The organism is Nitrospirota bacterium (genome assembly GCA_023229435.1).
Classification (GTDB): domain Bacteria; phylum Nitrospirota; class UBA9217; order UBA9217; family UBA9217; genus JALNZF01.
On the sequence record JALNZF010000002.1, the window covers coordinates 233,697 to 253,841 of the forward strand.

A 20,145-nucleotide genomic window follows, 5' to 3' on the forward strand; every position below is an offset into this window, starting at 1 on the left:
TTTCCATTATTAGACAATTGAACGCGCAACAAAATGTGGCAACCGTACATATTTGATGCATCATCAATATCATAATGATAATTATGCGATATGTCAACTTGTTCCGGGATTATTAAGACGAGATAAATCCAGATCACCACTGGCCCCGATATGATCGAACGTGAACACGTCACATCAGGGCCGGAAAATCAAATAGATTTTTAGTAAGGATTTGTTTTATTAAGATGGTGGTCCCAACGGGAATCGAACCCGTGTCTCCGGCGTGAGAGGCCAGCGTCCTAGGCCGCTAGACGATGGGACCATGCTTGGTGAAGCGTCAGATTGGAAATTGGAGATTGCATATTGAAGATTGTAAAATGAAAAAGCCTGATCGGATTGCAACAATTTCCAATTTGCAATTTCCAATCTTCATTTTACAATAGGTCGTTACATGGTTGGGGGAGGAGGATTCGAACCCCCGTAGACAGGTTCAGAGCCTGCCGTCCTACCACTGGACGATCCCCCAGTCGTTCACAGCCCCAGCACTATATCCAAATCACAAGCGCCTGTCAAGGGCAAAAACCCGATTTTCCCTGTAGTTCAGCATCCCTTGCGGACTGGATTACATCGTGAAAACACTCAGGACATCCGCAACGGTTACGATGCCTGTTTCGGTATTCGGTAACGCCATACGTCTTTTACGTTACCGTTGACCGCTTGACGATACGGGCTTCGTCACCGTTACCTCCTTGCTTAACGTACGATATATTCCAGGGACCTGTGTCGTAACAACAGAAAAATGCCCGTTTTCCCGAGTGGTGATCACTGCTTCTTCAAGAACACCGCAAAGGCACCGTTCCCTCCCAGCGCGCGCGGCGCCGGTGAAAACTCCGCAACAAGCCCCTTCCCCTTTTTCCTCAGCCACTCGGCCACAGCCCCCTGCAATACCGGGCCCTCGGGAGAATTGATGCCCTTACCCGTGATCACGAGCACCGCCTGCTGCCCTCCGCTGTATGCATCGGCAACAAACTGCTCAAGCCGCATAAGTGCCTCGTCCTTGAGAAAGCCGTGGAGATCAAGCTCCCGGCTGATTCGGATCGTACCGCGTTTCAGCTGCCGCATTCTGCTCGTCGGTGACCGTCGCTCCGCATCTTCAAGTTCCCGCTCAGGTACTCTATCGCCGAAGGTCGTTCCGATCTTCTGCATGGCAACGAGAAAAAGCCGGCTGTCTTCCGGCGCGCGGACCGTGGTTTCCACAGGGGCCTGCCGGGTAGCCGAGAGATCGTGCGCGTCAGGAGCTTGACCGAATCTCTTTGCTCCCTCTGTTGCGCGAAGAAAGAGCGAGGCATCGTCTTCATCGGTGCTGCTGTTGTTCTTCTTGCGCACCAGGGGCGTTGTGCTTTTTTTTGAAGATCCGGCTGTTGCGGGAACACGGCCTTTCAGGGACGTGAACGGTGTGTTTTTAAAATCCGGTTGTGGCCAAGCCGGGGGTTTGCTTTTTTTCATATGCGGATTTGAGGAACCAGCTCGATGAGCTGGAACCATAGGCGTTCTTCAACAAGCTGTTCAGAATAAAGATCAATCGGAAATACCGCTCATTATGTTAATCTTGTTTAAATCCGAAGTATTCGGGAAATTAATGGTTGGGATACCTCTCGCCGATGCTGCGGATCGTGTCCATGCAGGATAAAAACAATTCAACGATCTCCGGATCGAAGAAGGTGCCGGAACAGGCCTTCAACTCCTCAAGGATCTGCGTCTCGTCCCACCGCTCTTTATACGCCCGGTGTGATCCGAGGGCGTCATACACGTCGGCAAGAGCAACGATCCTTCCGAATATGGGGATCTCCTCCCCTTTTATGGGCCGCGCCGTTCCATCGCTCATCTCGTAGCCCGGAAGCACCTGGCCGTCACTGACGTTCACATGCCCCGGATAACCCGTCCCGTCCCATTTCTCATGATGCGTGAGGGCAACGACCGCCGCCATTTCATCGAACTCGGAATATTTTTCGGAAAACAGCCGCGCGCCCAGAATGGTGTGCTGCTTCATGACATCGCGCTCAGTATCGTCGAGTCGGCCCGGCTTTTTCAGGATCGAATCGGAGATCGCCACCTTGCCCACATCATGGAGCATGGCCGCCATGCGGAGGATGTCGCGGTTCTTATCGATCACAACTTCGGGAACGCCCTGCTTCCCGGCCCACACCTCATAGATCGCAACCGCATAGGACGCGACGCGGTTCACATGGGCGCCCGTTTCCATGGGGTCGCGCAGTTCCGCCATTTTGATGGTACGGAGGATCATGGCCCGGGTCATCTGTGCCCGTTCGATGGCCACCGCGGCCATATTGGCAAAGTGCAGGATCAGGGGCTCGTCCTTTTTCGAGAAGGGAACGACCCTGCCCTTGGAATCCTTCGCATTGATAAGCTGGAGAACGCCGATGGTATCGCCGCGGTTGGTCTTGAGCGGGAATGTCAGCATGGACTGGGTCCGGTACCCCGAGAGGTCATCGTAAGACTTGCTGAACGAATAGGGCAGACCGGAGCGGAGCTTGTAGGCATCCGGGATGTTCACGGATTCACCGGTGTTCGCCACGTAGCCCGAGATCGTCTGGTTGTTGATGGGTATCGAGAAGGTGGAATAGATCAGCTTCCTGCCGGGCGAGAGCTTTTTCTGCTGCGTATCGTTCTGGGTATAGCTGAACTTTAACGTGTCCTTTTCCTTAATATAGATCGATCCTGCATCAGCGGTGACAAGCTGGCGAGCCTCGCGAAGGATCCGTTCAAGAAGCACATCGACATCCTTCACCTCGGTGAGCTCCACGCCCAGTCTCATGATCATATTGAGCATCTGTTTTTCGCTCGGCATGTTTAATAGTATCGATATCGCCCTAATTTGTCAATCAGCGAATGCGGCGACCCTGCTATTTAACAATTGACTCATGCGGGCTTTTTTGATATAGTACACCATTAAATCTCAAAGGGCTGCATCGCCACCTCGGCGGTAACAGCCCTTTTATACTGTTATGGAAAGGTTGTGGAATGGTAGCGGATTCGAAACTTCTGATAATAAAAAAGAAGCTCATCAAACAGCGGCAGGACCTTCTTGCCGAAGCGGAACACACGCTGACAAGCAAAATCAGCTCGGAAAAAGAAAGCTTTCCCGACCCCACGGACCAGGCTGTGGCCGAACTCGACAATAACTTCGTCCTCAGGCTGCGGGGGAGAGAGCAGAAACTGCTCAAGAAGATCGACGATGCCATTTCGCGCATCGACAGCGGCGTGTACGGTGTCTGTGAGTCATGCGGAGAACAAATCAGCATGAAACGGCTGGAGGCCAGGCCGGTAACCACCCTGTGCATTGACTGCAAGACCCGCCAGGAAGAAGAAGAGAAGCTGCAGGCGGGGTAGGGAATCGCGCCACGGGACCTTCCCGTAAATATCTTTTGATACGTATGATGAAAAGGGGTTGGCCGGTTATCGGCTGACCCCTTTTTTGTTTTTCTGAAAAGCAATGCGGGGCAGCGATGACATCAACGCGCAACCTCTCCCAGCTTCATGTCCGTCAGGGTGGTCACGATGGACCCGATCGAGATCGTGCTTTTCATGAGCACCGGCAGCTTCCGGCTGTCGTCGGTAAGCCAGATAAAGATTTCCCCCTTATTCATGAAGACACCCTCGTACCGGGGAAAGGTCTTGACCTTGATCGTGTTGAACTCCCCGGCATGCGTCTTCACCTTTTCCCTGCCCAGGGTAAGGACCTCGACGGACCAGTTTTTGCCGCTGTCGTGGACATCGATGACATGGGTCTTGCCGATCGTGAAGTCTTCCATGGTCCGGAGATAGAAGAGCGACGACAGGGCATCCTGTACCTTCTCTGGAATGGTCAGGGTCTGCGGCGGATCGGCGTTCACCGTACTGACGACTGTTCGGCTTGCATGGTCGAAGGTCAGCGTGTGGCGTCTCTTTCTCTTACCGTGGCTCTCGCTGAGATCGAACGAAAGACTTTGCATGATCTGCGGGTCAAAGAGGCTCTGGACCCTGTCGTTCACCGGATAGACCTTGTCCACCACGCCCACGGAGCGGGATGTTGCGATGAACCTGAAGACCTTTCTCCCGTTTGGCAGTCTTTCCTCTTTGACCTCCATGACCGCGGTCCCTGCCGTGACGATTTTCGACCAACTGATCTCATAGGTCAGTGTTTCGCCCGGCGTAAATGCCCGGATGCGAGGTGAGGTAACGGCGGTTGTTCGTTCTTCCGCGCTGAACACACGGGGCACCGACATCAATCCCAGGGTCAGGAAACACAGCGCCGTCGCAACCCCCAACCTGTGACCATGGTGAAATACCCTCTGCAGATTCATCAGGACGAGGACCCCTTTCGCAACAGATCAAAAAGGTGGTCGAGCATCTCTTTTCTTTTTTCACTCAGGATCAGGTCATGCTCTGTCTCGGCGCCGATGTCGGTTGCCTTTATCTCAAAGCGGCAGCTGCCGGTGAGCAATATCAGAGTATTTTCAACCTGTGTGTAGAGCTCCAGGTCGTCATCGAAGCTGGCATGATTTTTTGTCTCGATCTCGCCCATCATTCTGTCGAGCTCGCGAGACGCCGTCCCGCTGTATTCGTGGATGGTCTCGTACAGCTCGGTCAGCGTATAGATGTCTGCCCGCATGAGATCCGCGGTCCGTTTCGAAAGACCGGCGACCTCTTCCTTCGCCGCTTCGAGCTGCTCCCTGGTGATGGTACCCTGGCGCAGGGACTCCCGAAGGCGCTCCTTGAACTGCGTTTTTATGTCCTCGATCAGGTCATCCTGTTTCTTTCTGTTAATCTGGTCGCTCACCAGGACGGCGATCGACTCTTCGGATAGCTTTTCGATCTTGGTGAGATTGTCCCTGAGGTACGCGATGATATGGCTCAACTCTTCGGCCAGCGCGAACCAGTGCTTCTTCAGAGCGTCGAGGGCCTGCTTCCGATCTTTGACCATTCCCAGGAGTCGTTCTTTTCGCGCAGCTTCGTCCTTCTTTTTCGGATTAAGCCTGGAGATCTCTTCTTCGGCGGACTTGATGAAGGCTGACGGCTTTTTAAGGTCGAGTTCGGACAGGTTATGCATATGATATTTATACTGCTCCACGGCCGATTTCAGGGCGGGTTTGACAAGGTGGGAGTGATCAAGCACGGTAAAGAGCATCCAGTTGCGAACGTCTTTCTTCTGGTCATGTTCAAAGGACTCGACGGCCTTGAGCAGATCTCGGTACGCGGCCAGGTCGTCGCCGTGCAGCTTTCCCTTGCCTTCCTTCTTTGGGCTGTCGAGGAAGATCCTGAGCCCGTCGATCGAGGGCTGGAGTTTTTCATTCGAACGGAACCGGAGGCCGAATATGGTTTTGTCTGCTGTCATGGGGATTACGGCATGGGACGCCTGAATGATATAATACCGATTTGTCGTGACGGGGTCAAGGGGAATGCCGGATAGTGGGGACACCCAAAAAAAGGACGGGTCGCATTTTTTTCTTCACACCGGGTCAGTTTTTTGATATAACTAGAGCAGCCGGTCATAGCACCCTGTGGAGGAACGCTTTTCGTGATTACGTGGGGAGAAAAACGGAGCCAGGGAATCCAGCGGTATCGCGTCACCTCACATCGCACCTACTCCCTGGACGTCATCTCCTTCGACCTGCCCACGCGGACGGAACACGTTGTCCGGATCGTGGATATCAGCGTGATCGGCGTGGGGGTTGAGTCAAGCGAGCGGATCGATCCCGGCCTGATCTGTTTCAAGGAACAAATCGGCGGCCAGAAATACGGCGTGCTCATCTGGAGCAAGCCGAACAGCGACCGCTACCGAGCAGGCATCCAATTTGTCGTCTTGTCCCCTGAAGAGGAAGCGTACCTCCAGAAACAGGTTAAACAAGCGCCCCTTTACCAGACGCTCCAGGACCCTGATAAGACCATCGCCTCGCTTCTTGACGCGGTCAAAAACGCAACGTACTGAGAGCGATTTTCCGCCGCCGTTGAATTCCCTGTCCTCTGCACGCGGTGGGTGACCACTTTTTATTTAAATAATAATCCTTGACATTACGGTTCGGAAGTGCCATTATGTCTTTCAGAAGTTCCGGATGTATTTGTAGGGTAACCGCAAAGTACGTTAGGCTTTGCGGATTTTTTTGGCCTTTTCCGTGAGCTTCAATTCCCAAGAAGGAGGTAGCTCACCATGGAAACAGGTACGGTAAAGTGGTTCAATGATTCCAAAGGCTTTGGATTCATTACCCGCGAAAAGGGCGGCGATGTGTTCGTCCATTTCGGCGATATTCAGGACAGCGGCTTTAAGTCGTTGGCTGAAGGCCAGCAAGTGCAGTTCGACGTTGTCGACTCGCCCAAAGGCCCCAAGGCAGCCAATGTTGTAAAGCTGTAAGTCTGCGCATTAACCTATCAAGCAGGTCCTGTTCATTCAGGACCTGCTTTTTTTATTGTTTTACTCTCCCCGTTCTCACCTATCGCAACACAAGCGAGATAGCCCCGGTACTACAAGCCCTGCGGCACAGGCCGCAGCCAAAACAGTTGTGCGGATCAATGCGGGCACAAGATATGCCGTTTCGGGTCACGCTCTCGATCGCGTGAAAGTGACATTGCGCATCACAGAGCCCGCACCCGGTGCAGAGCTCTTCATCGACGTTCGCCACATACTCGGCCCGCTCCATGGTCTCGACACTGGTCCGTGACAGGGTCCTCATGGCAAGACACTCATCAGGAGAACAATTGCAGATCGCCCCGATGAACGGCGTCATCATGGTCCAGATGGTATGGACCGACCCGTCCGCCTCCATTGCCTTCATTTGTGCGATAGCCGTGTCCGGAGAGAGCGATTCGAGGCCCTCATCCGAAGCCATGCCGAAATATCCCATATCGATGCCCTGGTACCATGCCTCGGGCCCGTAGCTCACCGCGTAGCAGCAACGCTCCTCTTTTTTCCCGATGTTCCACCTGCAGGCACAGGGCATGCGTACCACGGTCCTGGCCTGACGCACCACCTCGCTGATCTCCTCGATAGGCAGCACCTGGCCGAAATGCTCCGCCTTTGCCTTGGCGACCATGGCATTCTTGACCGCTTCCGGAAGCCTGCCTTTTTTCTTGTAGATGGTCTCGAGCCTTCCGAGAGTCTGAAACCCTTCGCTGAACGCGGTGGTCAGAAAGTTCTCGATATACCGGCGGCGTTCAAGGTCTGACAGGAGATCCTCGGCATAATTTCTCGCGTTCTTATACCAGATCCTGCCATCGCCGTGTTTGGTGCAGAGGTCGCACATGGTTCCATCCTCATAATAAATGGGTTACGTGAATAATTTTGGTTGGTTCTATGAATGCTTTTTACGCTTTCGATCTGGCCATCAGATAAGAAGAATGCACAGTTAGAATGTCACCAAAGGAGTCTCAAATTTCAGTTTCATTCTTTATTTCCGCCCTTTTTCTTGGCCTTCTTTGATTCCTTTTCAAGAACCTCCACCTCTTTTATCGCTTCAATGAAATGTCGATCTACTGGGGATGGATCATTCAAATGCAACTGGCGATATATTTGAAGTTCGGCAAGCGCCTTTGTTGTTGCGTCATCATGGCTGATTTTTCCGGCATGATTCAAAAGCTCTCTTCCGCTGAGTTTGAGAAAGTCATCGAGTTTGGCTATCCAGTCTTTCATGTACATGGGCTTGTGTTCCAGCGCCTGAAGCTCGGCAAATTCAAGATAGGCGGTAACAATGCGATTTAGCAGATTCAGCTCTTTTTCGTTCAGATAGTTTTTGGCAACGGTAACATCATCTTTACGGGGAGTTGTTCCTGTCCACGAAGTCAGTCCCATATTGGGCAATGCTGAATCAGCCCGCTTATCAATGATCTCAGCCGCTGTATGGCCGTGCGCAGCCCAGTGCATTTTATTTTGAATTATTCTGAAAAATTCTTGCGAAATGACTGCGTCCGGGGTGTAGTCAATGCTGGTTGCGTAAATATCCAGCACCTTGCGCCAGAACACCTTTTCCGATGAACGTATATCGCGGATTCTTGCAAGCAGTTCGTCAAAGTAATTGCCACCGCCCGCCTGTTTAAGCCGCTCGTCATCCATGGTGAAGCCTTTAATGATATATTCCCGCAGACGCTGTGTGGCCCAGATACGGAATTGCGTGCCGCGCAGGCTGTTGACCCGATAGCCTACGGAAATAATTATATCGAGGTTGTAAAAATCAACCTCACGGGAAACAGCTCTTACCCCTTCGGGTTGAACTATTCGGAATTTCCGAATAGTTGCATCAGGAATCAGTTCGCCGTCTTTATAGATAGTCTTTATATGCTCGTTAACCGTTGGAACCGATATCCGAAATAATTCTGCCATAAGTCTTTGGGTAAGCCATACGGTTTCATCCTGCAGTTTTACTTGAATGCGGGTTTTACCGTCTTCTGTTGTATAAAGCAAAAACGAACTTTCCGTAGACACTAGGTCTTTATTTTTTTCCGGGTCCTTCTTTTTCATATCCCCCCTTACATCGTTTTGAATATTATCTGGTCAAAAAGAATGTACAGTAGGAACAACATTACCAAGGGAATCCCCGCCGACTTTGGTTCCTGGGTGGCAATCAACCTCCAGCGTCAACCTGCGCTGTTTGATCTCCGTCATGCCGATAGTCGTGTGCCCAGCTTCCTGAGCAAGCCGCCTTGCATCTGATTCAAGCCCGCCAGCAGCCAGAACAGACGATAGATTATCCACATGGGTAATATGATAGATTTTCGGTCTGTCAGGTGCTTCGCTCATACTTCTTCAGCCTCCACATTATCCGTGCTCTCCTCCGCTTCCAATTCCGTTTCCTCGACAACCTCAACGTCATCAAGGGAGTCCTATCGTACCTTTATGTGAGACAGTGCACTATCAATCAAGAGAAAAGACACTCGGGACACAACGGCCCCGAGATGTTCAGGCGTGAGGCCATAGAGGGCATAGACCATTTCGTCGTTCTGTTTTTCAAGGGTGGTGGTGTCAGCATTGGGGTCATTCTTTTTCTCTAAATCCCGCTACGCAACGGGTGCAACTACGTCCCCGTCCCGCACTCAGAAATTGGAGCGCCAACTGCGCCTTGCTTGCGTAGCGGAATCGTCCGAGCCGGCGAGGAAGGTCTTGGGCAGATCCCATTTTTTCCTGTTCGATCAAACAGTTATAAGGCGTTTCAATTAACTTACAAATATTAATACAAATTTTACAAATAAAACGTCATGCTAAGATCCATTTCGGACTTTTGTCAGAACCCCTATTTTTAATGGTCCTGTCCTTTTTAGACATTTGCGACAGCAAATTGCTTATTTTGTTCCTTTTTTGCTTTTCATCTAATATATCCGAAAGCTTATCTACCAGCAGCTTGTCTAAATCTTGCCTACTCGCAGAACCATACTTCTTGATAAACGCAAGAATCATTTTCTTAAAATGGTCATCACCCATTTAGGAACCCGCTAATGCTCTTCGCCACCATCAATGCTCTTGAGCTTTTGAACGCCGTTGACAAGCTTTTTATCATGCGCTTTTACACGACGTTCAAGTTTCTTAATGTCTTCTTCCGGCAACAGGCTTTCAGGCTCTATGCCGCTCTTGGCCAACAGGTTTCGCACATCCGTGTTATTCTTAACATGCTCGAATGTAATGCCGCTTTCGCCGTGGAGGTCTTTTTTGGTTACATTGAAATTAGTGATTTCAGTGGCCAGGTCCTTTGCCTTGATGGTGATGGTCGGCAGAAAATCGGCAAGAGGTCTGTTGTCGGGAATCCCCATCTTCTTTTTCATCTGCATTGTCGTGTGGCCGCCGAAAAGCGCCTGATCGCCCTTGCTCCGTATGCGCCCGAATCCTTGACCGTCGACGCCGCGATCATAAATGATTTTAGACAGCTCGGTCTCGGTCGCAACCAGTTTTTCCCTGGCCTGCAGACGTTCGGTAAGGGCAATACGCTCTTCCAGCAGTTCCTGCTTGCGCGTCTGAAGCGCGAAGTAGCTTTGAGCAAAAGCTATCCGTTCTTTACGAGGGTCTCCATTCTGCGCTATCAGATAAGAAGCATAACGCGTCAGCATTATGTCGTCAATTTCTCTTTGAGCCCCCTTGCCCAATTCGATCATTTTGTTGACGTCAACAAAATGATCGGCAGTGCTCTGACCAGCATTTTTACAGGCTATTTTTGCCTTGTCAACAACCTGTACGAAGTTGCGCCATTCGCTGTATTCCAACAAAACCTGAAGATCCCTTGCAAGCCAGTATTCAACACCGTCCTGTTCATAGGCCGATTCTTCGAATGTTTTGCTCAGCGATATGATAATCTCTTGCTTCATGAAATCTCTCCTCACAAAAAATCACAGGAAGCCTAAAGTCAAGGTCCCGAAATCGCCACTCTCAATCCAATGCCGAATATTTCTTGGCCGACCCCTTCGCCTTCTCTACCGGGTACTTCGCCTCATTCACCGCGATTTTCTTTTCCACTTCCGTCAGCAAGTCGATCTTGTATTCCTCACTGAGATAAGTAAGAAAGATAAAGATATCTGCCAGTTCTTCTTTTACGTTCTTGAGTTCTTCTGCGGTAAGATTGCGAGACTTCTCGGTGGTCTTCCAAAGGAAGTTCTCAAGCAGTTCACCCGCTTCAATGGAGAGGGCTTCAGCGAGGTTTTTGGGGTCGTGGAATTGAGCCCAGTCGCGCTCGTTCCGGAATGCGATGATCTTTTTCTGGATGGATTCTAAATCAGCCATGCCCTTCCCCGACTATAGCTAATCTCTCAAATATTTAAAAACATTACTACAAGTGGCTGAATAAGTCCAGCCTCGAATCATCGCACTCCGTAACGCATTACGTGGGCATCGTAATTCATATTGTCTTTGTCGCTTGAGATATTTTATCCGCACGAGAGCTGCTACGGGGTAAAAAAAGAGATGGGTAAAATAAAAAGGAGTTAGCAGTTGTATGCTAACCCCTTTGTAAATTTATGGTGGGCGATGCAGGGTTTGAACCTGCGACCCCTGCCGTGTGAAGGCAGTGCTCTCCCGCTGAGCTAATCGCCCGGGAACGGATACTTTTTAACACAGGGCACGCCGGTTCGTCAAGATAAAAAACCGGCTCATTGCTGATAGTTCATAGCTGTTGGTTTGACTATGAGCCAAGAGTCATGATCATCTTTTTAATCTACCATTAAAATCGCGCACTTCAGATACTGCGTTTCCTTTGCCGCAAGCAGGGCCGGATGGTCCCGGGCCTGGGAGCGCATTTCCAGAAGCCTCGCCTGCCGCCCTGCCGAGTAGGCCGCGTCGATCAGCATTTCCCGGAAGAGTTCCTGATCTATATGATGCGAGCAGGAACAGGTCACGAGCGCGCCGCCCGGCTCGAGCAGCTTCATGGCGCGCAGGTTTATTTCCTTGTATCCCTTGAGCCCCTCGCGCACCTTTGCCCTGCTCTTCACGAACGCGGGCGGATCAAGGACGATGCAGCCGAAACGTTCCCGCTGCTTTTCGAGGACGCGGAGCTCATCAAAGACATCGGCTTTTTTAAACTGCACCGACAGGCCGTTCAGTGCGGCGTTTTCCGTTGCCAGTGCGATCGCCTTCTCCGACGAGTCAAGCCCGATGACCTCCGTTGCGCCAAAGCGCGCCGCGGAGAGCGCCCAGGCGCCCACGTAGCAGAAACAGTCGAGCGTGCGCCTGCCCTGCACATACCCTTTGAGCGCCAGCCGGTTCTCGCGCTGGTCGAAAAAGAACCCGGTCTTCTGTCCTTCGAGAACATCGACACGGTATTTGATTCCGGATTCCTCGAACGTCACCGGCCCGGAAATTGCCCCGTGCGCCACTCGCGTTTCCCGGGCAAGACCTTCGAGCTCGCGCGATGCGGTGTCGTTTCTGAGTATGATCGCCTCGGGCGCGTATTCTTCCCTCAGCGCGTCAAGGATCTCGTTCAGCATCCCATCGATCCCCGCGGTTGAGGACTGAACCACCAGCGCGTCGGCGTATTTGTCGACAATGAGACCGGGCAGATTGTCGCCTTCGCTGAAGACCGCGCGAAAGGAATCGCCGAACCCAAGCATGGTCCGCAGACTGCGGGCAGCGGAGATCCGCCTTCTAAAAAAACCAACGTTGATCTCTTCCTGTGTTCTCGTGAGAAGGCGTACGGCGATGAGCGAGTGCGGATTGATATAGCCCCGGCCGAGGAAACGGCCCATGCTGTCCAGCACATCGACGATCTCGCCGGGTGTGAATTCAACGGGGGAGCGATCGAGCTCGTTGCTGAACACCCAGGGGTGTCCGCGAAGGATGCGGCGTTCTTCTTTTTGCTTGAGTTTGACGGTTTTCATGAGGGGAGAGGCATCGCGCAGAGAGCATGGCGCAGAGCGTCTGAATCAACTATAGCAAACGTAATAATTATTGTTATATCATTTGTAGGGTAACCCTTCAGGGTTGCTTAAAGCAAGGCTAAAGCCTTGCCCTACATGTAACAATATTTTATGCGTTTGCATTAATTCTGTTTTGCTTTTCGCTCTTTGCCCTCTGCGATATTCCTATAATCTATTCTCGATATGCGAATCGCCCCTGAGCGCCTGCAGCCAGCTTCGGTAGGTGTTCTCCACCTTCTGCTCGTAGAGGGTCTTCATGATCTCGTCCTTTACCTTTTCAAAAGGTCGGACCGGCGTCCGTATCTCTTCGAGTTTGATGATATTGTAGCCGCCGGCACACTGGAAAGGGCTTGAACTGTCGCCGGGTTTGAGAGCCTGTGCCGCTTGCTGTATCTCAGGCAACGCGTCCCCTCGCTGCATGAACCCAAGATCGCCGTCCTGGGACGCAGTCGCGCCCTGCGAGACCTCGCGGACAAGTTTGATGAAATCCTCGCCTTTTTGGATGCGCGCATGAACGGATTGCGCCTTCTCCTTGATCGCCGCAGCCTGTTCCGGCGTCGCCTTGTCCGGCACAGTCAGGAAAATCTGCCGCACCCGGATCTCTTCCGGCAGTGAATACGTCTTCTGATTATTCCGGTAGAAAGCACGGGCCTCTGCCTCGTCCACATTAACACCGGAGCGAACGTATTTGTTGAACAAACGCGAAAGCGTGATCTGCTCCCGGAGCTCGGCCCGGTATTGTTCGAGCGTAAGCCCCTCTTTGGACAGTGCCACGCCGAATTGCATCATATCCATATTGTTCCGTTTTATGATATCGGCGACGGCGTCGGTAAGCTCTTTGTCCGTAACATCCACGCCCTCGCGCTTCGCAGCCGCCATCTGAAGCTTCCGGTCGATCATGTCCTCGAGGACCAGCCGATCGTCGCGCGCGACATCGTTCTTCTTCAACGCCTCCTCGCGCTGGAGGTCGCTCATGGTGATGATCTCGTCGTTCACCACCGCGACCACCCGGTCCACGACAACCGACCCGCTCGCACTACCCGGCATGGCGTTCGTGCAAAAAATCCCGATCATTGCAAATACTGTAATTAGATTTTTTTTCATGATTCCGCTCCCTGCGTTGTCTCTTTCCGCCTTTTCCTGTTGCCTTTTGGCGGCGAGTTGATTATTATTCACACCGGTTATGAAAAAATTCGCTGTTACGTTCATCCTTGTTCTCGCCCTCATCCTTCCCGCCGCTGCCGCTGAACAGCCGGTGCAGGACGAGATCACCATTGCCGCGGTCGGCGACCTGATGCTTGGCGGACGGGCCGAGCCAATGCTCAATGATTTCGGCCCGGACTACCCCTTTGCGGAGGTGATGCCGTTTCTCTCGAATGCCGATGTGGCGGTGGGCAATCTTGAGTCTGCGATCTCCACCCGGGGCATTGCTGTGGAGAACAAGAAGTTCACGCTCCGCGCCGGGCCGATCGCCGCCCAGGCACTCAAGAAGGCCGGCATCCGGGTGGTGACGCTCGCGAACAATCATTCAATGGACTTCGGCCCCCTCGCGCTCAGGGACACGCTCACGGTCCTGGATGAGAACGATATCCTTCACACCGGAGCCGGTATGGACCTCGATGACGCCCGCTCCCCGGCCTTTCTGAAGGTCAAGGGGAGGACGATCGCCTTTCTCTCGTACTCACTTACCTTTCCGCTCGAATTCTTCGCATCGGCAGGCAGGCCCGGCACCGCCCCGGGGTACGACGACTTTGTGAGGGCCGACATCGAAAAGGCAAGGTCCTCGGCGGACCTGGTCGTGGTCTCGTTCCACTGGGGAGCGGAACTCATGACCGCGGCCAAGGACTATCAGGTCGAATTGGGCCGCAAGGCTATCGACTGGGGAGCCGATCTCGTGCTCGGCCACCACCCCCACGTATTGCAGGAGCTGGAGGTGTACCAGGGCCGCATCATCGCTTACAGTCTCGGCAATTTCGTGTTCGGGTCCGAGAGCAACAACACGAACGCGAGCATACTACTCCTTTTGACTTTTCAGGGCAAGAGCCTTTCGCGGGTTGAGGCAGTGCCGCTGGATGTGAACAACTACCGGGTAAAATACCGGCCCCGCATTCTGCGGGGCAAACCTGCCCGGGAAGTGCTTGAGAGCATCAATGCCGCATCGGAACGGTTCAAGACAAAACTGGACATTGCGAATGACCGCGGGACGATCCTGCTTGCGCCATCCTTGAAAAGCGCTGAAACGGGGACTCGGTAAAAAAATGGCATGGTGCATAGCGCATGGCGCATAGGGGTTTGCTCTATGCCCTTTGCGCTTTGCCTCTCTATTTTCCCGTCTCCCCTTCTCCAATTTCGCTCATCCCGCCTCACTGCTCCAGCGCCTTATAATTCACCTCGAACTTTGTCCGCGCGCGAAGCTCCTTGAGCCACTGTTTGTACCGCGTGTCCTCTTTTTCCCGCTGCAGCTTCTCGGCTATGCCATGAGAAACTTCGTCAAGACCCATCCTGCCGGCTCCCCGCTTCTCCTCAAGTTTAAAAACGTGGAACCCATACGGGCTCTTCACGATCCCGCTGATACCGCCCTTGGGCAGCCCGAAGACTACGTTGAACTCAGCCGGCATTTCTCCCATGGCAAAATAGCCCAGATCACCGCCGCGCTCGGCCTCGGGTGCCGTTGACTTCTCGCGCGCAAGGGTGGCGAAGTCGGTTCCGGCCTGCAGGAGTTCCTCAACCTTTCTGGCCTCCTCCTCGGTGGCAACCACGATCTGGCGCACACGGACCCGCTCAGGCCTCTCGAACTCCCGGGCATTGGCCTGGTAATACCGCCGCACATCGGACGGCGCCACGGCTATGTGCCGGTTCACTTCGCGCGCGATCAGCCGATCGATCATGATTTCTTCCCAGATGTCCGACTTCCACTTTTCAAAGTCAATGCCCTGGCTTGCGAGCAGGTCCTTAATGTCTTGTCCGTATTCCATGCGAAGCGCTTCCATTTTTTTGTCGATCTCGGGCAACCCGACCTTGATCCGCTTCCGCTGGGCCTCGCCGAGCATCATCTTGCGTTCGATAAGCCTGTTGAGGAACTCCACCTTGATCTCGAGTTCGGCTTCGCGCTCGGGTTTAATCCCGGTGCGGCCGAATCGTTCCTGAAATTCTGCGAGTGTGATAGGGTCCCCGTTCACCGTCGCCACGACCCTGACGTCGGCGGAGACCGTCGCAACGGTACTGTTCTGTGACTTCTCCTCCACCTTTTTCTTACAGGCAAAAAAGAGAAGCCCCAGCAACAGCACCGGGGCCAGATATTTCGTGAGACGCGGGATATTCATCGCAGCCGCTATTTTTTTGTTTCTTCTTTTCCCGCTGCGGGGACCTTCGTCACGGTCAGATTGGACAGGTCCGCGGGCTTGTTGAGTTCGGCCATTGCCGTGTCCATGGCCTTGTCGTCAACCGATATCTTGGCCTTGGCTTTGAGGCCTTTCGCGTACTCAAGGTACAGGTCCCGCCGCTTTTCCTGCGTCATTCTCAACTTGAGCTGCTGCCCGATATCTTTCAGGCTGACCTGTTTTCCCGCTGCCTTGAAGATCTTGTCCTTGTTCTGGGTGAAATAGTCCTGCACTTCCTTGTCCGAAGGCGGGGTCACCTTGCTCATCTTGTCGCCCAGCTCCTTCTTTAACAGGCTGTTGAAGAGATCGTTCTTCGCCTCTTCCTGGACCCGCCTCTCCAGTTCCTTTTTGAGCTGCTCCTGCCGCTTTTTATACTCCGCGTCCTTGTCCAGCCCCTGTCGCTTCGCTTCCTGGATCACGACCTCGATCCCGATCAGGTCTTCGAGGAACTCCTTGCGGGCCTTGGGATCGGCCAGGATGGCCTGCTGCATCTGGGGCGCCAGTTCCTCGATCTGTTTTTTGAAATCCGACGCGGTGATGGTGCCGCGGTTCACCTTGGCCAGAACCGCGCCATCCTCGCCCTTGTTGCAACCGGACATTGTGAGGGAAAACGCAAGGATTAATAACAGGGGTATCGTGCTGAACTTTTTCATGAAATGATCTCCTCAAATAAGTGAATTTACGTCCTTTGGTAAGGCTCTCTCTAGTGCATAAAACGCTTATTCTTATAACACACTACACTAGTTCCTGCAAGCACTTTTTCACCGCTTCCGACGCGGTCCGAAGCGTCTGGTCAGGCAAAGCGATCTGAAGCGTATATTCCGGGACAAGCTTGATCCTTCCCTTGTTCCTTTTGAGGAGCGTCATGACCCGGTCGGGCGAAATGCCCGCGTTCACGGTAAAGGTGATATTCACGATGTTCTTGCCCGCGTCAATCCGCGCAACACCTGCCTTTTTGGCGATCAGTTTGATGGACATGATCTCGAGCAGGTTCGCCGTTGGCTCGGGCAGCTCACCGTAGCGGTCGCGAAGCTCATCAGCGAGGTCCTTCAGCTCCGTTTCAAGGCTCATGCTCGAGATCTCCTTGTACGCCGCGAGCCGCAGGCTCACGTCGCTTATGTAGTCCTCGGGTATAAAGGCCGACGCGCGCATGGTAATGAGCGTGTCCGGCACTTCCGAAACCGTTTCGCCGCGCAGCTCCGCCATGGCCTCCTCCATCATCTGGGTGTAGAGGTCGATGCCCACGGCCGCGATATGGCCGGATTGCTGCTTGCCGAGCAGATTTCCGGCGCCGCGCGTCTCGAGGTCCTGCGCCGCGATGCGGAACCCGGCGCCGAGCTCGGACAGCTCCTGGATCGCTCGGAGACGCTTGCGCGCCGTGTCAGAGAGCGCTTCGTCCGCCGGGGCCAGCAGATAGGCATAGGCCTTCTCCCTGCTCCGGCCGACCCTGCCTTTGATCTGATACAGGTCCGCCAGACCGAAGCGGTCCGCGCGGTTGATGATGATCGTATTGGCGGTCGGGATGTCGATGCCGGATTCGATGATCGTCGTGGTCACCAGCACGTTCAGGTTCCCGGCAAGGAACTTCGTCATCACGTCCTCGATCTTGTCTTCCTTGAGCTGGCCATGCGCCACACCCACCCTTGCCTCGGGCACCAGGTTCCGGATGAAGTCGGCCATGCGCTCGATGCCCTGGACCCGGTTGTGCACGAAGAATACCTGGCCGTTTCTCGCGAGCTCGTGCGCGATCGCCTCGCGGACCACGCGTTTGCCGAAGCGCGCGAGCACCACCTGAATGGCCTGGCGGTCGAGCGGCGGCGTCTGGATGATCGAGAGGTCCCGGATGCCCGCGAGCGACATGTGGAGCGTGCGCGGGATCGGGGTGGCCGTAAGCGTGAGCACGTCCACAAGCTTCTTGAATTCCTTGATGCGCTCCTTGTGCTTGACGCCGAACTTGTGCTCCTCATCCACCACGAGCAGTCCGAGGTTCTTGAAAAGAATGTCCTTCTGGATCAGGCGATGCGTGCCGATGACCATGTCCACGGTGCCGCTCTTCAAGCCCTTGAGGGTTTCCTTCTGTTCTGCTTTTGTCCGAAAGCGCGAAAGCATGTCCACGCGGACCGAAAAGGGCGCAAGCCGCTGGGAGAAGGTGCGAAAGTGCTGGTCCGCAAGCAGCGTCGTGGGTACGAGCACCGCGGCCTGATACCCGTCCTCCACGGCCTTGAACGCGGCCCGCAGCGCGACCTCGGTCTTTCCATACCCCACGTCACCGCACACGACCCGGTCCATGGGCCGGGGGCGCTGCATGTCCGCGAGCACGTCCTCGATCGCCTTCTGCTGGTCCGGTGTCTCCTCATAGGGGAACGCGGACTCGAACTCGCGGTAAAGGTTGTCCGGCGGCGAAAAGGACGGCCGCTGCATGGCCTCGCGCGCGGCATAGATGGCCACGAGCTGCTGGGCCATCTCGAGGATGTCCTTCCGTGCTTTCTCTTTTGTCCGTGCCCACGCGGGCGCTCCGAGCTTGTCGAGCTTCGGGGCCGAACCTTCTATTCCAATATACTTTTGGACCTTGTCGAGGCTGTAAAGAGGAACGTATAATTTCGCGTCCGGTTCATAGCGGAGCGTGAGAAAGTCTGTCTCGAACTCGTCAACGCTGAGGTGCGTCAGGCCCTGGTATTCGCCAACGCCGTAGTCGGTATGGACCACGAAGTCTCCGGGCTTGAGCTCTTTGAACGTCGAGAGGAACGGAGCGACTTTGGATCTTGGCGTTCCGCCTCTGGCGGAATGCACTTTCCTGCCGAAGATCTCTTCTTCGGTGATCAGCGCGACGCCCAGCTCCTGCCAGGCGAACCCATCCGACAGCCTGCCGATCATTGCCATGATCGGCCATGGCCCGGACTGCTGGTCAGGAAGATGCGGGCCGAGCGCAACGCCGAGGCCGTATTCCATGAACAGTTTTTTTAGCCGCGCCGCGGCCTCGTCCGTGCCGCATACGAGCGCGACACGGTTGAACTCTCTCAGCCGTTTCAGCTTTTCCACGAGCCCGGCCATCGTGCCTTCAACAGGCCTCTGCTCCTGCTCGCGCTGCTCCCGCTCGATCGGCTTCGTGAGGCGAACGCTGAGCCAGGACGAGGATTTCGTGTCCATGCGATGCCCCGCTCCTGAGCCGAGCAGGCGGATGTTGAGCAAGGGGAACTTTGAAAGCCCGGCCTCTATCCCCTTCCGGTCAAGATACAGCTCGGCGACCTCCGGCAGTATTCTCCCCTCTTCTTTCTCTTCGTGTCTGCCCTCTTCTCTCTTTCTGATCTGGTCCTCGAGCTCTTTTTTCAGATCATCGGGCTCGATGAGCGCGAAGAGACTGTTTACGGGCAGATAGTGGAACAGGCTCTCCATCTCGTAGAAGAACGGGGCGAGGAACTCGCCGCCTGGCGGGAGGATGCCCTGCTGTATTTGATTGATACGTTCGTCTGTTGTGAAACCGTTTTCATCCGTGGTTATCTGAAGTCTTTTTTTGAATCGTTCGATCCCCTTCTCATTGAGGATCAGTTCCCGCACCGGCAGCACCACCGCCTCCCGGATCTCTCCCGTGGAGCGCTGGGTTTCGGGATCGAACTCGCGCAGGGACTCGATCGCGTCGCCGAAGAATTCCATGCGGACCGGGTTCTCATGCAATGGCGAGAAGAAATCAATGATCCCGCCGCGCCTGCTGAACTCGCCTACGCGCGTGACCAGGGAGGCTGATTCGTAGCCCGTGGCAACCAGCGCGGCAATGAGGCCGTCGGGATTGATCTGTGTTTGGGTGGTTATGGTTTTTATTGAATCAACGAAAAGCTCCCAGGGCGGAAGCTTCTGCATCAGGGACGTGACCGGCGCCACGAAGATCCCCGGGCTGCCGGAGATGAGGCTGTACAGGAAGCGCATGCGCTCGCCCACGGTGCGGCTGTCGGGCGAGTCCGCCTCAAAGGGAAGCACGCCCCAGGCAGGAAAGAGGAATATTTCAAATCCCCCCCCTCCCCCCTTTGCTAAAGGGGGGGCATTTATTTCTCCCCCTTTGGAAACTTGTCCTCGAATGGTTTTATCGGGGAAGGGGGATACAGGGGGATTTTCTAGCGGTGTTGTTCCCTCTGCAGCCTCCGTGGTGAACAGGTTCTTCTGCCCGGAAAAAAACCGCAGGTCCTCAGCAAGCGTTTCTGCTTCTTCCTCTGTGGCGGTCACGATAATGACCGGTCGGCGTGATTCGTGCTGGAGACCGAATAAAAAAAAGGCCTTCGCAGCCCCCCAGAGTTCGCTTACTTCAACGGTTTTGTGCCCGGCCTGGATATCGCAGAGCACCGGCTGGATGATGTCGCGCAGGGTCTTCATGGAAAAAGTACTATAACATACCGAACGGCAGCGGCGCAACATG

18 protein-coding genes and 3 tRNA genes are annotated in these 20,145 nt (G+C 54.1%); 4 read left to right on the forward strand and 17 right to left on the reverse strand.

What is annotated here, in order from left to right; genetic code table 11:
- Positions 1-225: 225 nt before the first annotated feature.
- From M0R70_02645 to M0R70_02660, 4 genes are all read right to left on the reverse strand, one after another.
- Positions 226-301: transfer RNA gene (locus tag M0R70_02645), tRNA-Glu, on the reverse strand.
- A gap of 130 nt (positions 302-431) precedes the next feature.
- Positions 432-505, reverse strand: a tRNA-Gln gene (locus tag M0R70_02650).
- A gap of 296 nt (positions 506-801) precedes the next feature.
- On the reverse strand, positions 802-1,485 hold the full coding sequence (locus M0R70_02655; protein ID MCK9418260.1) for a Smr/MutS family protein: 684 nt from the start codon (positions 1,483-1,485) through the stop codon (positions 802-804).
- 130 nt (positions 1,486-1,615) lie between these two features.
- Positions 1,616-2,848 (reverse strand): HD domain-containing protein, encoded by a 1,233-nt coding sequence (locus M0R70_02660; protein ID MCK9418261.1) that lies wholly within the window; start codon positions 2,846-2,848, stop codon positions 1,616-1,618.
- Between the two features lie 173 nt (positions 2,849-3,021).
- Here M0R70_02660 and dksA point away from each other — a divergent pair, with 173 nt between their 5' ends.
- Complete coding sequence (dksA, locus tag M0R70_02665; GenBank protein ID MCK9418262.1) at positions 3,022-3,390, forward strand: RNA polymerase-binding protein DksA; 369 nt, start codon at positions 3,022-3,024, stop codon at positions 3,388-3,390.
- Positions 3,391-3,512: 122 nt separating this feature from the next.
- On the opposite strand, the gene M0R70_02670 is transcribed toward dksA, so the two are convergent.
- On the reverse strand, positions 3,513-4,343 hold the full coding sequence (locus tag M0R70_02670; GenBank protein MCK9418263.1) for a DUF3108 domain-containing protein: 831 nt from the start codon (positions 4,341-4,343) through the stop codon (positions 3,513-3,515).
- Positions 4,343-5,374, reverse strand: coding sequence for a hypothetical protein (locus M0R70_02675; protein ID MCK9418264.1), 1,032 nt, complete (start codon positions 5,372-5,374; stop codon positions 4,343-4,345). The genes M0R70_02670 and M0R70_02675 overlap by 1 nt, the downstream gene beginning before the upstream one ends.
- A gap of 183 nt (positions 5,375-5,557) precedes the next feature.
- Between M0R70_02675 and M0R70_02680 the strand changes: the two genes are divergently transcribed.
- Positions 5,558-5,968: a PilZ domain-containing protein gene (locus M0R70_02680; GenBank protein ID MCK9418265.1), complete on the forward strand. Its 411-nt coding sequence runs from the start codon at positions 5,558-5,560 to the stop codon at positions 5,966-5,968.
- A gap of 219 nt (positions 5,969-6,187) precedes the next feature.
- A complete protein-coding gene (locus tag M0R70_02685) occupies positions 6,188-6,388 on the forward strand; it encodes a cold-shock protein (protein ID MCK9418266.1) in 201 nt (66 codons plus the stop codon).
- A 79-nt stretch (positions 6,389-6,467) separates the two neighbouring features.
- On the opposite strand, the gene M0R70_02690 is transcribed toward M0R70_02685, so the two are convergent.
- The 8 genes from M0R70_02690 to M0R70_02725 all read right to left on the reverse strand — a co-directional run bounded on the left by M0R70_02690 (position 6,468) and on the right by M0R70_02725 (position 13,464).
- Entirely contained in the window at positions 6,468-7,277 is an 810-nt protein-coding gene (locus M0R70_02690) for a 4Fe-4S binding protein (GenBank protein MCK9418267.1), read from the reverse strand.
- A 137-nt stretch (positions 7,278-7,414) separates the two neighbouring features.
- Complete coding sequence (locus M0R70_02695; protein ID MCK9418268.1) at positions 7,415-8,488, reverse strand: virulence RhuM family protein; 1,074 nt, start codon at positions 8,486-8,488, stop codon at positions 7,415-7,417.
- A gap of 33 nt (positions 8,489-8,521) precedes the next feature.
- Complete coding sequence (locus tag M0R70_02700) at positions 8,522-8,767, reverse strand: DUF4433 domain-containing protein (protein ID MCK9418269.1); 246 nt, start codon at positions 8,765-8,767, stop codon at positions 8,522-8,524.
- A gap of 689 nt (positions 8,768-9,456) precedes the next feature.
- Complete coding sequence (dinD, locus tag M0R70_02705; GenBank protein ID MCK9418270.1) at positions 9,457-10,320, reverse strand: DNA damage-inducible protein D; 864 nt, start codon at positions 10,318-10,320, stop codon at positions 9,457-9,459.
- 61 nt (positions 10,321-10,381) lie between these two features.
- Positions 10,382-10,732: a nucleotide pyrophosphohydrolase gene (locus M0R70_02710; protein MCK9418271.1), complete on the reverse strand. Its 351-nt coding sequence runs from the start codon at positions 10,730-10,732 to the stop codon at positions 10,382-10,384.
- 234 nt (positions 10,733-10,966) lie between these two features.
- Positions 10,967-11,041, reverse strand: a tRNA-Val gene (locus M0R70_02715).
- 116 nt (positions 11,042-11,157) lie between these two features.
- Entirely contained in the window at positions 11,158-12,321 is a 1,164-nt protein-coding gene (locus M0R70_02720) for a class I SAM-dependent rRNA methyltransferase (GenBank protein MCK9418272.1), read from the reverse strand.
- 204 nt (positions 12,322-12,525) lie between these two features.
- On the reverse strand, positions 12,526-13,464 hold the full coding sequence (locus tag M0R70_02725) for a peptidylprolyl isomerase (GenBank protein MCK9418273.1): 939 nt from the start codon (positions 13,462-13,464) through the stop codon (positions 12,526-12,528).
- Positions 13,465-13,543: 79 nt separating this feature from the next.
- Here M0R70_02725 and M0R70_02730 point away from each other — a divergent pair, with 79 nt between their 5' ends.
- Entirely contained in the window at positions 13,544-14,614 is a 1,071-nt protein-coding gene (locus M0R70_02730) for a CapA family protein (GenBank protein ID MCK9418274.1), read from the forward strand.
- Between the two features lie 109 nt (positions 14,615-14,723).
- On the opposite strand, the gene M0R70_02735 is transcribed toward M0R70_02730, so the two are convergent.
- The 3 genes from M0R70_02735 to mfd all read right to left on the reverse strand — a co-directional run bounded on the left by M0R70_02735 (position 14,724) and on the right by mfd (position 20,102).
- On the reverse strand, positions 14,724-15,683 hold the full coding sequence (locus M0R70_02735) for a peptidyl-prolyl cis-trans isomerase (GenBank protein ID MCK9418275.1): 960 nt from the start codon (positions 15,681-15,683) through the stop codon (positions 14,724-14,726).
- Between the two features lie 8 nt (positions 15,684-15,691).
- Complete coding sequence (locus M0R70_02740) at positions 15,692-16,393, reverse strand: SurA N-terminal domain-containing protein (protein ID MCK9418276.1); 702 nt, start codon at positions 16,391-16,393, stop codon at positions 15,692-15,694.
- Between the two features lie 82 nt (positions 16,394-16,475).
- Positions 16,476-20,102 carry a transcription-repair coupling factor gene (gene mfd / locus M0R70_02745; GenBank protein MCK9418277.1) on the reverse strand — a complete coding sequence of 1,209 codons (3,627 nt, stop codon included), beginning with the start codon at positions 20,100-20,102 and terminating at the stop codon, positions 16,476-16,478.
- Positions 20,103-20,145 lie beyond the last annotated feature (43 nt).